The sequence below is a fragment of the Lacisediminihabitans sp. genome (assembly GCF_036404185.1).
In the GTDB taxonomy this organism is placed as follows: domain Bacteria; phylum Actinomycetota; class Actinomycetes; order Actinomycetales; family Microbacteriaceae; genus Lacisediminihabitans.
This window is the reverse complement of the sequence record NZ_DASWPB010000118.1, coordinates 1-13796: the sequence shown is the minus strand read 5'-3', so window position 1 is coordinate 13796 and position 13796 is coordinate 1. Positions and strand designations below refer to the sequence as shown.

Genomic DNA, 13796 nt, shown 5'->3' with positions numbered 1-13796 from the left:
GCCCGCGCCCTGCGCAGCCGCACCGATATGACCGTGCGGCTCACCGCGGTGAGACCCTCCCTGACCTCCGTTCGATGGTCGGACCACCGCCTGCCGGGCACCCGTTCCGCGGTCACCCCGCTCGCCTGCGTGATCGAGGTCACTCGAACGCACGACCCTCTGATTGCGTTCGCGGTCGCGGAATCCGCCATCCACCTGGGTCTCGTGTCGCGAGCCGAACTCCTTCGAGGCGTCGCACGGTTGCCACGCGGCCGACGAGGACGGCTGGATGCCGCGGGTCGACTCAGCGAGAGCGGCGGCGAATCGCTGCTCAAGTTCGGCCTGCTGGAGGCCGAGGTCGGCTTCAGGCAGCAGGTGACGATCGCCGGCGCCGGGCGCGTGGACTTCCTGATCGGGCGCCGGCTCGTCGTCGAGGCCGATGGCGCGGCTTTCCACACCTCGAGGGAGGCGTTCGAGGAGGACCGCCGTCGTGATGCCGCACTCTCGTCCGCCGGTTACCACGTCCTGCGGTTCAGTTACACCCAGATCGAGGCGCGCTGGCCAGAGGTGTGGGCGAGCATCCGCGCCGCCCTCGACCGCGGCGACCACCTGTAGCAGCCCGCATCCGTGCATCCACCCCTGCCCGTCCCCGCTTCCGTTCCGAAATGACGGAGTTTTGGCTTGCAGGCAGCCGGTTTTCCCGCCGGCGGGGTGGATGCGCGGGAAAACTCCGTCATTTCGGAACGGGCTGGAACGCGCTGGAACGTGCCGGAACAGGCTGCAACGGGCAGGAACGGGCAGAGCGCGGGGCGGGAAGGCGGCGGTCAGACGAGGGACTCGCGCCAGGCCGCGTGCAGCTTCGAGAAGCGGCCGGTGCCGGAGATGAGGTCCCGCGGCGTTCCATCCTCCACGATGCGCCCGTGCTCCATGACGAGCACCCGGTCGGCGATCGCGACCGTCGAGAGGCGGTGCGCGATGATGATCGCGGTGCGGTCGGCGAGCAGGGTGAGCAGCCCCTCCTGAACGAGCCGTTCGCTCGGGATGTCCAGCGACGCGGTGGCCTCGTCCAGGATGAGCACAACCGGGTTCGCGAGGAACGCCCTCGCGAACGAGATGAGCTGGCGCTGACCGGCGGACACCCGGCCGCCGCGCTTGTTCACATCGGTGTTGTACCCGTCGGGCAGCCCCTGGATGAACTCATGCGCACCGACCGCCTTCGCCGCCGCCACGATCTCCTCCATGGTCGCCTCCGGCTTGCCGAGCGCGATGTTGTCGCCCACCGATCCGGAGAACAGGTATGCCTCCTGGGTGACCATGACGATCGCCCGCCGCAGGTCCTTCGGATGCAGCCTGCGCAGGTCGATGCCGTCCAGCGAGACCACCCCGGCGCTCGGATCGTAGAACCGCGAGATGAGCTTGGCGAGCGTCGACTTGCCCGCGCCGGTCGATCCGACCAGCGCGATCGTCTGACCGGCCGGGATCTGCAGATCGAACGTCGGCAGGATGACTCGATCCTGCGTGTAGGCGAACTCGACACCGTCGAAGCCGAGCGCCCCCTTCGCCTGCCAGAGGTCGATCGGCCTGGTCGGGTCCGGCACGCTCGGCTGCTCCTCGAGCACCCCGGAGATCTTCTCGAGCGCGGCCGCGGCGGACTGGTAGGAGTTGTAGAACATCGCCATGTCCTGGGCCGGCGCGAAGAACGACCGTGTGTACAGCAGCGCCGCGAGCAGCACGCCGATCGCGAGACCCCCGTTGGCGACCCGCAGACCGCCGACCAGCAGCACGACCCCGAGGGCGACGTTGCCGATGAGCACCAGCCCCGGGTCGAGAACGCCGAAGAGCCTGATGGTCTTCATGTTCGCCTCGCGGTAGTCCTCGGTGAGGGCGGCGAACTCCACCTCGTTGCGCTTCTCCTTGCGGAAGGCCTTGACCGCCCGGATGCCCGTCATCGTCTCCACGAACTGCACGATCAGGCGCGCGGAGGCGGTCCTCGTCGAACGGAACGCCTTCTGCGAGCGCACCTGGAACCAGCGCAGCAGGAAGCCGAGCGGGATCAGCGCACCGAACAGCACAACACCGCTCCAGAGGTCGATCGAGAACAGGGCCGCCGCGATGAACAGCATGTAGAGGCCGCCCTGGACGAGCTGGTTGATGCCGGAGTCCAGGAGCTCGCGGATGGAGTCGAGATCGCTCGTCTGCCGCGCGATGATCCGACCGGAGGTGTAGCTCTCGTGGAACTCGAGGCTCAGCCGCTGCGTGTGCAGGAACACCCGCTTGCGCAGATCGATCAGGATCGCCTGGCTGATCCGCGCGGTGAGCACGGTGTACCAGGCGATGAGCACGGCGCCGATGATGCCGGTGAACAGGTAGGCGGCGACCGCGAAACCGAGCGGCATCCACTCGTGTTTGACGAGCGCGGGCAGCCCGTTGTCGATGCCGTAGGCGATCAGGGCGGGACCGGCCACCTGCGCGCCGGTGCTCACCACGACGACGGCGATGGTGAGGCCGACCCTCACCCACAGCGGTCGCAGCAGCGAGTTCAGCAGCCGGAGCGACCGCTCGCGGATCTGTTTGCTCTCCTGCCGGGTGAAGTCCTCTCGTTCCTCACCCTCGACTCCCAGGACGCTCATGCGTTCACCTCCCGTGCTTCGCGCTTCTCTTCGTCCTCCAGGCTGGAGATGACGAACCGGTAATGCTCGTTGCCGACCAGCAGTTCGCTGTGCCTGCCCACCGCCGTGATCCGGCCGCCCTCGAGCAGCGCCACCCGGTCGGCGAGCATGACCGTGGACGGGCGGTGCGCGACGATGAGCGCCGTCGTCGAGGCGAGCACCCGGCGCAGTGCCGCCTCCACCAACGCCTCGGTGTCCACGTCCAGGGCAGAGAGCGGGTCGTCGAGCACCAGCACCTCCGGCTTGGCCGCGACGGCCCTGGCCAGTGCGAGGCGCTGACGCTGGCCGCCGGACAGGCTCATGCCCTCCTCGCCCACCTTGGTGTTGATGCCGTCCGGAAGGGCGTGCACGAAGTCCGCCTGGGCGATCTCGAGCGCCTCGAGCAGCTCGGCGTCCGTCGACTCCGGGCGGCCGAGCAGCACGTTGTCCCGAACGGACGCGGAGAACAGCGTCGCATCCTCGAAGGCCATCGCGATGTGCCTGCGCAGTTCGAACCGGGACAGGTCGCGGATGTCCACCCCGTCGAGGGTGACCGAGCCGCCGGTCACGTCGTAGAGCCGGGTGGTGAGCGCGGTGAGCGTCGACTTGCCGGAGCCGGTGAGGCCGACGAGGGCCATCGTCTCCCCGGGTTCGAGGGCGAGGTCGATCCCGTCGAGCAGGTCGGCGTATTGCGCCGGCGAATCCTGGTAGCGGAAATGCACGTCGGTGAAGACGAGACGTCCCTGCGGATCGGCGATGGTCTTCGGATGCTCCGGATCGACGATCGTGTTCGGCTCGTCCATGACCTCGAAGAACCGGTCAGCCGCCGTCCTGGTGTCGAAGGTCATCGACAGCAGGAAGCCGATCGACTCGACGGGGAAGCGCAGCACCGTCGCCGTGGCGAAGAACGCCACGAGCTGGCCGACCGTCAGCTGGCCGCCCGCGGCGAGCCAGACGCCGGCGAGCAGGCAGAGCCCGAAGGTGACGTCGGGGACGAGCAGCAGCCACAGCCAGATGCCGGCGATCGCCTTGGCCTTCTCGATCTCCGTTCCGCGCAGCTCCTCCGCCTGGAAGGCGAAATTCTTGAGCGCGTGCCTGCCGCGACCGAAGGCCTTCAGGACGCGGATGCCGTGTACCGACTCCTCGACGGCGGTCGCGAGGTCGCCAGCCTGATCCTGGCTGCGGCGCGCGACGACGGAATACTTGTGCTCGAAGACGTACCCGTAAATCCACAGGGGGATCGAGCAGACGACGAAGACGACGCCGAGCACCCAGCTGATCGAGATCAGGAAGCCGAACCCGACCAGGATGGTGATGACGTTGACGACGAGCAGCACGATGCCGAAGGAGATCCACCGGCGGATGAGGTTGAGATCGCTCATGGCGCGGGAGAGCAGCTGCCCGCTCGGCCAGCGATCGTGGAAGCCCACCGGCAGATCCTGCAGCTGCCGGTAGAGCGAGTTGCGCATGTCCGCCTCGACACCGGTGCCCGGCTGGAGCACGAACCACCGCCGGAACCAGATCATGACGGCCTCGAGCACTCCGAGGCCGAGCACGGCGGAGACCGGCCACCAGATCTGGCTGGCGTCGCCGGAGCTGAGCGGGCCGTCGATGAGCGCCCTGAGCACCTGCGGGATCAGCAGCGAGACGATGGCCGCGATGAGCGCGGACACCATCCCGAGGTAGATGCGCGGCATGGCCGGCCTGGCCCAGGGATAGATGCGGACGATGGAGGCAAAGGTGCCTTGGCGTTTTTGGTCTGCAGACACGTGTGTAGTCCTTGAACGGGGGTCGGCGGATGCCGGAAACGAGAACGGAAGGGGGCTGGTGACAGCGGAGGGGCGGGAGAACTGCGCGAGGGGCCTGCGGCCCCGCGAGCTACCGGATCCCGAGGAAGGACGTCATCGGGAGGACGGCAACACGCTTCGCGCCTGCAGTTGCGAGAAATGTGTATGTCATGGCGTCCTCCTGAACACGGATGAAATGCAGCCGGTGTCTGCACTCTAGGGGTGGCCTCGGACAACGACTCGTCGCCGACCGGACAGCCTTACAGGTTAGACCCTAATGTTCGCCGAGCGCAAGGGTGCGCCGTGTTCCCTCCGAGCGGATGCCTCAGCGCAGGCGGATCGACAGGCAGGTGACGCAGCCCTCGAGCTTCTCGAACTCGCCGATGTCCACGGTGATCACCCGATAGCCGAGGTCGGCGACCAGGGCGGCGGACGCCGGGGCGGAGCTCGACATCAGCACGGTGTCGTCGGCCAGCACGACGACGTGGGCGCCTGCCTCCTCCGGCACCGGCAGGAATCGCTCGAACAGGCTCGGCGTCGAGGCGAGCGCGGGGAACCCGATGACCGTCCCGTCCGGTAGTGCGGTCACGACGCTCTTGAGGTGCAGCGCGGTCGAGACCGGAACCGCCACGACGCGGTGGCCGAGAGGGGCGACGAGCGCCCTGAGCTGGCGGATGCCCTCGGCATTCGTGCGCCCGCCGCGACCGACATAGACGGTCGAGCCGACCTTGAGCACGTCGCCGCCGTCCAGGGTCCCCGGCAGGGTGATCCGCTCGATCCTCAGGCCGAGTCCGCGAAGGGTCGTCTCGACCTCGGCGGTCTCGCCCCTGCGGGACTCCGAGCCGGGGCTGGCGATCACGGCGGTGTCGCCGAAGAGCACCGCCGCGTCCTCGACGAAGACGGAGTCGGCCTGTCCCGCGGCGATCGGAACCTCGACCACGTCCCAGCCGGCACCGGCCAGCGCGGCGACGTAGCCATCCCACTGCCGGTTGGCGAGCTCCGTGTCGACCGGGACCCGGTCGAGATGGGTCACCTGGCCGTCCGCGAGGTTGCCCGCCGGCGCCCGGACGATCGCGATGTGCCGATCCGTCACGACCGGTGACGCCGAGCCGTTCAGCATGCGCCGCCAGATCCAGCCACCGGTCGTCACGGTGGCCAGGACCACGAGGATGACGAAGGTCAGGTTGATGCCGAGGAGGGTGCCGATGAGCTGCCTGAAGATCGTGCCGGTGACGGCGGTGCCGCTCATGGCGACACGCAGCAGCGTGCCGACGATCGCGCCGACGATCGCCGCGACCAGTCCGGCCACCAGTGCGAAGTACCAGCGCCTGTAGACGCCGAGGAGGGCGAACACGAGCATCAGCACGAAGACGATCAGGCTCGCCCCGAGGAACACGTCGCCGATCTGGACGAGGGTCGCCCCGTCGGCTCCCGAGCTGCCGACGACGAGAGCCGTGAAGAACAGCAGGATCGTCGCCGCGAAACCGATCGCCGCAACGACGAGGGCGGAGAGGGTCGCTGCGGCGACTCGGCGGAGGAGCGGGACGGGTCGGGCGGTGACGGTCATGGTTCATGAGCCTAGGGGCCGAAGGCTATGAAGCCGCTGTACCGGCCGCGCCCGGCCTCAGTGGTAGAAGTGCCGCTCGCCCGTGAAGTACATCGTCACCCCGGCCTCGGCCGCCGCGTCGATGACCTCCTGGTCGCGGATCGAGCCCCCGGGCTGCGCGATCGCCCTCACCCCGGCATCCAGCAGGATCTGTGCCCCGTCTGCGAACGGGAAGAAGGCGTCGGATGCCGCGACCGAACCGGCGGCCCGGTCCCCGGCACGGCTGACCGCCAGCCGGCAGGAGTCGACCCGGTTCACCTGTCCCATGCCGACGCCGACGGATGCGCCGTCGTGCGCGAGCAGGATCGCGTTCGATTTGACCGCCCGCACGGCGCGCCAGGCGAACTCGAGGTCGGCGCGGGTGGCGACATCCGCCTCGTCCCCGGCCACGAGCCTCCAGCCCGCCGAGCTGAACCCGTCGAAGACGTCGGGCTGCTGGACGAGCAGTCCCCCGCTGATCTGCTTGAACTCGACCGGATCGCGGTGGTAGCCCTCCGGCAGCTTGAGCAGGCGCAGGTTCTTCTTCGCCCGCAGGATCTCGAGCGCCTCCGGCTCGAAGTCCGGCGCGATGACGACCTCGGTGAAGATGTCCTTCACGGTCTGTGCCATCTCCGCCGTGACGGTGCGGTTCGCGGCGATGACGCCGCCGAAGGCCGAGACGGGGTCGCACTCGTGGGCACGCAGGTGGGCGGAGGCGATCGGGTCGCCCGTCCCGCGCGCGACCGCGATGCCGCAGGGCTGGGCGTGCTTGATGATGGCGACGGCCGGCTCGGCGAAGTCATAGGCGGTGCGCAGCGCGGCATCCGCGTCCACGTAGTTGTTGTAGGACATCTCCTTGCCGTGCAGCTGGGTCGCCTGGGCGATGCCCGCGCCGTCCGCCGTGACGTACAGCGACGCATCCTGATGGGCGTTCTCGCCGTAGCGGAGCGCCTCCTTGAGGGTGGCGCGCACCTCGAACCCGGGAGATGCGGCCAGGGGATGCTCCGCGCGGATGCCGACCGACGCGGCCAGGTAGTCCGCCACCGCGGTGTCGTAGGCGGCGGTGTGGGCGAAGGCCTCGCCGGCCAGCCGCTGTCGCTGGGCGAGGTTCGTCCCGCCGAGCCGGAGCGCCTTGATCACCTGGTCGTATCCGGAGGGCGAGACCACCACCGCGACGTTCGGATGGTTCTTCGCCGCCGCACGCACCATGGCCGGGCCGCCGATGTCGATCTGCTCGATCGCCGCGTCACCGGTCACGCCGGAGGCGATCGTCTCGACGAAGGGATAGAGGTTCACCACGACGAGCTCGAACGGACGGATGCCGAGCTCGGCGAGCTGCGCCTCGTGGCCGGCCAGGCGCAAGTCGGCGAGGATGCCGGCATGGATGGCGGGATGCAGGGTCTTGACCCGGCCGTCGAGCGACTCGGGAAAGCCGGTGACCTCGGCGACCTCGGTGACAGGGAACCCAGCGCCGGCGATCGTGGCCGCCGTGGAACCGGTGGAGACGATCTCCACCCCGGCTGCGGCGAGCGCCTCGGCCAGCTCCAGCAGGCCGGTCTTGTCGCTCACCGAGACGAGTGCCCTGGTAATGGGGATGACGTCCCTCTGGCGGTACTCCTGCGAGGCGGGGGTTGCGGACATTGGCTGCTCCTTAGACGGTACCGGACACGTGCTTATCCGGTTCGGCCCAGGCGAACGGCCGAAACGTGGAGTCAGTCGCTCCCCGATGGTTCCCCATCTCAACGCCAGTCGCGACAGTACAGTTTACCGCCCCTCGCGCCTCTCGCCAGCGGCCTCCCCGCCCGGGCCGCCCGCCGCCGAGTGGGCAGTTGTGGTCGCCTGGGAATGCCCGCAGGCGACCACAACTGCCCACTCGGCGGGCTGCAGGGCACGGGATGCGCGCAGGGGCGGAGAGGACTAGTCCCTGGCGAGGGCGGCGAGGTCGATGGCGCCGTTCGCGACGTCGAGCACCGTCCGGACCAGCAGTTCGCGCTCCACCGGCTTGATGCGCTCGTGCAGGCTCGCCTCCGTGTCCCCCGGCAGCACGGGAACCCGGCGCTGGGCGACGATGGGACCGGCATCGACGCCGTTGTCCACGACGATGATGCTCGCGCCGGTCTGCGCGACACCGGCGGCGAGCGCATCCCGTACGCCGTGCGCCCCGGGGAACTCGGGGAGGTACGCCGGATGCGTGTTGATGAGGGTGGGGCTGAGGGCCGCGATCACCCGAGGGGGCAGCAGCTTCATGAACCCGCTGAGGACGACCAGGTCGGGATGCCACTGCTCGATCTGGCGGAGGAGCTCGTCCCCCCAGGTCTCACGGTCGGGGTAGCTCGAGAGGGCGACCGAGAAGGTCGGGATGCCGTACCGCTCGGCGTGCTCGAACCCCTCGGCGTCGCGGTCCGCCCCGACGGCGACGACCCTGGCCGGGTACTCCGCGTCGTCACAGGCCTCGAGCAGCGCTCGAAGGTTCGAGCCGCCGCCGGAGATCAGGACGACCAAGGAGAGCATCACCAGATCCTACCGTGACGGATGCGCCTCGCCGCCGGAGCGCGGAGGCCGGCCGACGAGCATCCCAATCGCGGCCGCGACCCCGATCTCCAGCGCACCGTAGGCGGCGACGAGCCAGGGGGAGGGACCGACGTCGACGAGGCGCCCCGGGCCGGCCGAGCCCGCGGACGCCCAGGCCAGCAGGCCGAGCGCGATGCCGCCGACCACGCCGATCGCGACGCCCGCGACGACGAGCCAGACCGTCTTCCCCGGCCCGAGCGCCCGCACCAGCCGTGGCCTGAGGACGATCGCGACGGCGAAGCCCGCGAGCACCGGGACCAGCAGGCCGAGGTATCCCCAGGACAGGCCGCCGCTCGGGAGCGCGCCGAGCACGGGGATGGCCGGAATCGGACCGAGGCTGGTGGCGATGGGGCTCACCGAGGAGCCGGTGCCGATCGCGAAGCCTGGACCGACGAGCCAGGAGGCCGTCCAGATCACCAGGTTGGGCAGGAAGGCGAGCTGGCCCACCGTGACCGCGACGCCGCCGAGCGCGCCGGCGTGCAGTCCCTCATAGAGGGCGATGATCTTCCCGTAGCCGAAGAGCAGCCGCAGGGCGAGCAGGATGCCCGCGGCCGCGACGACGATCGCCGCGGCACCGCTGCCGCCCCGCAGGACCGTGGCGCCGACCGACCGGTAAGGGATCCCGCGGTCCGCGGGCACGGCGGCCGGGGCATCCACCGGCCGGGACCTGGCGAGGGCCGTCCCGAGCGCCATCCCGATGGTGAAGACCAGCGTCGGGAGCAGGATCCCCTGCCAGAGGGACGGCCGAGCGGAGGCGAAGACGGTGCTGAGGGTGATGACGAGGGACACGACGGCGAAGGTGACGATGCCCGTCAGCGCACCGAGGCGCCAGTGCGGGGTCTGACCGATGCGTCGGCCTGCGCGGGCCCCGAGCAAGGCGGTCAGCAGCGCGAAGCCGAGCAGGGCGATCGTCAGGACGAAGGGCTTTCCCGCGCCGGCGAAGCCGAGGCTCGTGGCGATCGCCGGGTCGAGGGTCATGGTGACGTCGACGCCGGAGCCGAGCAGCCAGATGTCGGCCGCCGCCCGCCAGAACACGAGCCAGTCGATCTGCAGCCCGTACTGCACGGCCCAGAGCAGCGTGAGCGGCACGAGGGGGATGCCGACGCCGATCGCGGCGACGAGCAACGCCTCGAGCGCGGCGAAGAGGGCGGTGAGCGGACGGTTCATACCCGTCGGAGCCTACCGGCTGGGTGCCGCCCATCCCGGGAGCGAACGGCGGTGCCGGTCACTTTGCCGGTGCGACCTCCTCGCCGAAGGCGGAGGTGACGAGCTCCTTGACCTTCGCCAGCACGTCCGCCGCCTGAGGACCGGATGCCGAGACGGTCAACACGTCCCCCGGCTTCGCCCCGAGCGACAACAGCCCGATCAGGCTGTTGCCCGCGACGGGTGCGGTGGTCAGCCGGCGATTGGCGATGGTGACCTTCGCATCGAAGCCGGAGATGGTGGAGACGAGCGTCGAGGCGGGTCGGGCGTGCAGGCCGTCGGCGTTGATGATGGTGAGGTCCTCGCTGAGCTCGGAGCCCGCGGCTGCGGCAAGCGGCGCCGACTCCCCGTGATCCGGCTCCGACGCGGGTTGCTCCGTCCCCAGGGATGCCCGTTTCGGGGCGAGGGCCGCGACCGCCTCACGATCCACCTCGGCGAGGCTCGCCCCACCCGCGGCGGTCACGATCGCCGCGAGCAGCCCCTCGACGAAGGGCGCGGCGGAGAGTCGAACCTCGACCTCAGACTCCCGGAAGTCCAGTGCCATCTCCGCGCTCATGACCGCGGAGCCGAGATCCATCACGACGAGCACGCCGTCCGGGGAGGCGACCTCGTCGATGGCCGCCGCCACCCTGACGGCGTCCGTTCCGATGAGGCCGTCGCCGGAACCCGCGGCGACCGCGATCGCCGGACGGGTGCCGGGGACCATCTCCAGGGAGAGGTCGACCGCGGCCTGCGCCAGTGCGGGGCTGTGCGAGACCACGACGATGCCGATCACCGCTATGCCTCCGCGAGGGCGCCGGCGAGCGCCTGGAAGAGGAACGCCGTCGAGGTGGCCCCTGGGTCGAGGTGACCGGCGCTGCGGTCGCCGAGGTAACTGGCCCTGCCCTTGCGTGCGACGAGGGGTCCCGTCGCATCGCGGCCCAGCTCCGCGGCCTCGAAGGCCGCCGTCGCCGCCGCAGAGACATCCGCTCCGGTCGCCAGCTCCGCGTCGAAGGCGTCGATGGCCGGGGACATCGCGTCGAACATCGTTTTGTCCCCCGCCTCCGCCTTGCCCCTGGCGACCACGCCGCCGAGGCCCGCACGCAGAGAGGCGGCGAGGGTCGGGGCATCCAGCTCGGTCACCGCGCCCGCCGTCGTGCCGAAGCGCAGGAAGAAGGTCCCGTAGAGCGGCCCGCTCGCGCCGCCGACAGAGCTGACCAGCGTCATGCCGACCGTCTTGAACAGGTCGGCGACGGTGGTCTCCTGCGCGGTGCCGATCTTCTCGGTCACGGCCACCATGCCGCGGGCCATGTTCGCCCCGTGGTCGGCGTCGCCGATGGCGGAGTCCAGCTCGGTCAGATAGGCGCGATTCTCGGTGACCAGGTCCCGGAAATGGGACAGCCAGTCGACGAGTTGCGCGAGGGAAACGGTGCCATCGGTCATGTGTTCAGACTCCCCAACGAAGGCCGGGCGTGTTGACCGGCGCGTCCCACAGTCGCAGGAGCTCGTCGTCCGCCTTGAGCAGCGTGAGCGAGCATCCCGCCATGTCCAGCGAGGTGATGTAGTTGCCGACGAGGGTGCGTGCCACGTCCACCCCCGCCGCGTCGAGGATCTTCTTGACCTCGCCGTACATGAGGTAGAGCTCGATCAGCGGAGAACCGCCCATGCCGTTGAGCATCACGATGGTCGGTCCGCCCGTGAAGTCGAGGTCGGCGAGGATCGGTTCCGCCAGCTGCTGGGCGATCTCCGACGCCGGCGCGAGCGGCAGCCGATGCCTGCCGGGCTCGCCGTGGATGCCGACACCCATCTCCATCATGTCGTCGGGAAGGTCGAAGGTCGGCTGGCCCGCCGCCGGCACGGTGCAGCTGGTCAGCGCCATGCCCATCGAGCGGCCGGATGCGTTCACCCGCCTGGCCAGATCGGCCACGCCGGCCAGGTCCCTGCCCTCTTCGGCCGCGGCGCCAGCGATCTTCTCGACGAACACCGTGATACCCACCCCACGGCGTCCCGCCGTGTAGGTCGAGTCCTCGACGGCGACGTCGTCGTTGGTCACGACGGTCTCCACCGTGACACCCGCCTCGGCATCGGCGAGCTCGGCCGCCATGTCGAAGTTCATGACGTCGCCCGTGTAGTTCTTGACGATGTGCAGCACACCGGCGCCGCTGTCGGCGACCTTGGTCGCCTCCTGGATCTGGTCGGGTGTCGGCGAGGTGAACACCTCTCCGGCGATAGCCGCGTCGAGCATCCCGAGTCCGACGAAGCCGCCGTGCAGCGGCTCATGGCCCGAGCCGCCTCCCGAGATGACGGCGACCTTGCCCTCCCGAGTTGGAGTTCCCCGATAGACGATCCGGTTGACAAGATCGACGTTCAATTCCGGATGCGCGGCGGCCACTCCCACGAGGGAATCCGCCAGGACGTTCGCCGGGTCGTTGATGAGTTTTTTCACGATGGACCTCTTCCTTGAGTCGCCTGAATCGACGATCCCAACGCTAGACCGATGACCTGTGACGCACCAGCAAAGAACCTCCGACTACCCCAGGGAGGTGAGGATCTCGCGCATGAGGCTCGCGGTCTCGCTCGGCGTCTTGCCGACCCTGACCCCGGCGGCCTCGAGGGCCTCCTTCTTGCCCTGGGCTGTGCCGGCGCCAGAGGAGACGATCGCGCCCGCGTGGCCCATCGTCTTGCCCTCCGGGGCGGTGAAACCCGCGACATATCCCACGACCGGCTTGGTGACGTTGGCCCTGATGTAGTCGGCGGCGCGCTCCTCGGCGTCTCCCCCGATCTCGCCGATCATGACGATCGCCTTCGTCTCCGGATCCGCCTCGAACGCCGCGAGCGCGTCGATGTGGGTGGTGCCGATGACCGGGTCGCCCCCGATGCCGATCGCGGTCGAGAAGCCGAGATCGCGCAGTTCGTACATCATCTGATAGGTCAGCGTCCCCGACTTGGAGACGAGGCCGATCGGCCCCTTCCCGGTGATCGTCGCCGGCGTGATCCCGACGAGCGACTCACCGGGGGTGATGATGCCCGGACAGTTCGGTCCGATGATCCGCGTCCTGCCGCCCTTGGCCTTCGCGGTCGCCCAGAACTCGGCGGAGTCCTGCACGGGAATGCCCTCGGTGATGACGACCACGAGCGGGATCTCCGCCTCGATCGCCTCGAGCACCGCGTCCTTGGCGAAGGCCGGCGGCACGAAGACGATGGAGACGTCCGCGCCGGTCTTCTCGATGGCCTCGGCGACCGTGCCGAAGACGGGAAGCTCGACGTCGCCGTGCGTGACGGTGGTTCCCGCCTTGCGGGCGTTGACCCCGCCCACGACATGGGTGCCCGCCTTCAGCATGAGGGCGGTGTGCTTGGTGCCCTCTCCTCCGGTGATGCCCTGGACGATGACCGTGGAGTCCTTGTTGAGGAAGATCGACATTTCAGCAGTCCCTTTACTTCGAAGCCAGCTCGGCGGCCTTGTCGGCGCCGTCGTCCATGGTGGTCGCGAGCGACACGAGCGGATGGCCGAAGTCGGCGAGGATCCGGCGGCCCTCCTCGACCTTGTTGCCGTCCAGGCGCACGACGAGCGGCTTGCTCGCCGTGTCGCCCAGGGTCTTCAGCGCCCCGACGATCCCGTTCGCCACCGCGTCGCACGCGGTGATGCCGCCGAAGACGTTGACGAAGACGCTCTTGACCTGCTCGTCGCCGAGGATGACGTCGAGCCCGTTGGCCATCACCTCCGCGGATGCGCCGCCCCCGATGTCGAGGAAGTTGGCCGGCTTGACGCCGCCCCAGATCTCCCCCGCGTAGCTGACGACGTCGTGGGTGGACAGCACGAGCCCAGCGCCGTTTGCGATCACGCCGACCTCGCCGTCGAGCTTGACGTAGTTGAGCCCGAGCCGCTTGGCCTTCGCCTCGAGCGGGTCGGCCGCGTCCCTGTCGACGAGCGCCTCGTGGTCCGGATGGCGGAAGTCGGCGTTCTCGTCGAGCGAGACCTTGCCGTCGAGCGCGAGGATCTCGCCCTCCTCGGTAAGCACCAGCGGGTTGACCTCGACGAGCGTC

At 69.5% G+C, this 13796-nt stretch carries 11 protein-coding genes, 1 pseudogene and 1 riboswitch; of the genes and pseudogenes, 1 reads left to right on the top strand and 11 read right to left on the bottom strand.

Features of this window, described 5'->3' with window-relative positions; translation table 11 throughout:
• Positions 1-240: 240 nt before the first annotated feature.
• The gene (locus VGC18_RS08925; protein WP_331096422.1) at positions 241-594 is read left to right on the top strand and encodes an endonuclease domain-containing protein; all 354 of its coding nucleotides are present in this window, start codon (positions 241-243) and stop codon (positions 592-594) included.
• Positions 595-803: 209 nt separating this feature from the next.
• Here VGC18_RS08925 and VGC18_RS08920 read toward each other — a convergent pair whose 3' ends face one another.
• From VGC18_RS08920 to VGC18_RS08870, 11 genes and pseudogenes are all read right to left on the bottom strand, one after another.
• Positions 804-2609 (bottom strand): ABC transporter ATP-binding protein, encoded by a 1806-nt coding sequence (locus tag VGC18_RS08920; RefSeq protein WP_331096420.1) that lies wholly within the window; start codon positions 2607-2609, stop codon positions 804-806.
• Positions 2606-4324: an ABC transporter ATP-binding protein gene (locus tag VGC18_RS08915; protein WP_331096424.1), complete on the bottom strand. Its 1719-nt coding sequence runs from the start codon at positions 4322-4324 to the stop codon at positions 2606-2608. The genes VGC18_RS08920 and VGC18_RS08915 overlap by 4 nt, the downstream gene beginning before the upstream one ends.
• Positions 4325-4739: 415 nt before the next feature.
• Complete coding sequence (ddaH, locus tag VGC18_RS08910) at positions 4740-5981, bottom strand: dimethylargininase (RefSeq protein ID WP_331096418.1); 1242 nt, start codon at positions 5979-5981, stop codon at positions 4740-4742.
• A gap of 57 nt (positions 5982-6038) precedes the next feature.
• Positions 6039-7640 (bottom strand): bifunctional phosphoribosylaminoimidazolecarboxamide formyltransferase/IMP cyclohydrolase, encoded by a 1602-nt coding sequence (gene purH, locus VGC18_RS08905; RefSeq protein ID WP_331096416.1) that lies wholly within the window; start codon positions 7638-7640, stop codon positions 6039-6041.
• A 37-nt stretch (positions 7641-7677) separates the two neighbouring features.
• Positions 7678-7762: riboswitch (ZMP/ZTP riboswitch) on the bottom strand.
• 154 nt (positions 7763-7916) lie between these two features.
• Positions 7917-8510, bottom strand: a complete 594-nt coding sequence (purN, locus tag VGC18_RS08900) for a phosphoribosylglycinamide formyltransferase (RefSeq protein WP_331096414.1) — start codon at positions 8508-8510, stop codon at positions 7917-7919.
• 9 nt (positions 8511-8519) lie between these two features.
• Positions 8520-9737 (bottom strand): DUF6350 family protein, encoded by a 1218-nt coding sequence (locus VGC18_RS08895; protein ID WP_331096412.1) that lies wholly within the window; start codon positions 9735-9737, stop codon positions 8520-8522.
• A 58-nt stretch (positions 9738-9795) separates the two neighbouring features.
• Positions 9796-10548 carry a dihydroxyacetone kinase phosphoryl donor subunit DhaM gene (gene dhaM / locus VGC18_RS08890; RefSeq protein ID WP_331096410.1) on the bottom strand — a complete coding sequence of 251 codons (753 nt, stop codon included), beginning with the start codon at positions 10546-10548 and terminating at the stop codon, positions 9796-9798.
• A gap of 2 nt (positions 10549-10550) precedes the next feature.
• Positions 10551-11195 (bottom strand): dihydroxyacetone kinase subunit DhaL, encoded by a 645-nt coding sequence (gene dhaL, locus VGC18_RS08885; RefSeq protein WP_331096408.1) that lies wholly within the window; start codon positions 11193-11195, stop codon positions 10551-10553.
• Between the two features lie 4 nt (positions 11196-11199).
• Positions 11200-12198, bottom strand: a complete 999-nt coding sequence (dhaK, locus tag VGC18_RS08880) for a dihydroxyacetone kinase subunit DhaK (RefSeq protein ID WP_331096406.1) — start codon at positions 12196-12198, stop codon at positions 11200-11202.
• A gap of 84 nt (positions 12199-12282) precedes the next feature.
• Entirely contained in the window at positions 12283-13173 is an 891-nt protein-coding gene (gene sucD, locus VGC18_RS08875) for a succinate--CoA ligase subunit alpha (protein WP_331096404.1), read from the bottom strand.
• A 13-nt stretch (positions 13174-13186) separates the two neighbouring features.
• Positions 13187-13796, bottom strand: a pseudogene (locus tag VGC18_RS08870) (succinate--CoA ligase subunit beta); the annotation flags it as partial.

What these genes read in the sequence shown, in the direction of transcription:
- VGC18_RS08920 (WP_331096420.1), bottom strand. Translation starts at nt 2,609, where the DNA reads ATGAGCGTCCTGGGAGTCGAGGGTGAGGAACGAGAGGACTTCACCCGG.
- VGC18_RS08915 (WP_331096424.1), bottom strand. Translation starts at nt 4,324, where the DNA reads ATGCCGCGCATCTACCTCGGGATGGTGTCCGCGCTCATCGCGGCCATC.
- ddaH (WP_331096418.1), bottom strand. Translation starts at nt 5,981, where the DNA reads ATGACCGTCACCGCCCGACCCGTCCCGCTCCTCCGCCGAGTCGCCGCA.
- purH (WP_331096416.1), bottom strand. Translation starts at nt 7,640, where the DNA reads ATGTCCGCAACCCCCGCCTCGCAGGAGTACCGCCAGAGGGACGTCATC.
- purN (WP_331096414.1), bottom strand. Translation starts at nt 8,510, where the DNA reads ATGCTCTCCTTGGTCGTCCTGATCTCCGGCGGCGGCTCGAACCTTCGA.
- VGC18_RS08895 (WP_331096412.1), bottom strand. Translation starts at nt 9,737, where the DNA reads ATGAACCGTCCGCTCACCGCCCTCTTCGCCGCGCTCGAGGCGTTGCTC.
- dhaL (WP_331096408.1), bottom strand. Translation starts at nt 11,195, where the DNA reads ATGACCGATGGCACCGTTTCCCTCGCGCAACTCGTCGACTGGCTGTCC.
- sucD (WP_331096404.1), bottom strand. Translation starts at nt 13,173, where the DNA reads ATGTCGATCTTCCTCAACAAGGACTCCACGGTCATCGTCCAGGGCATC.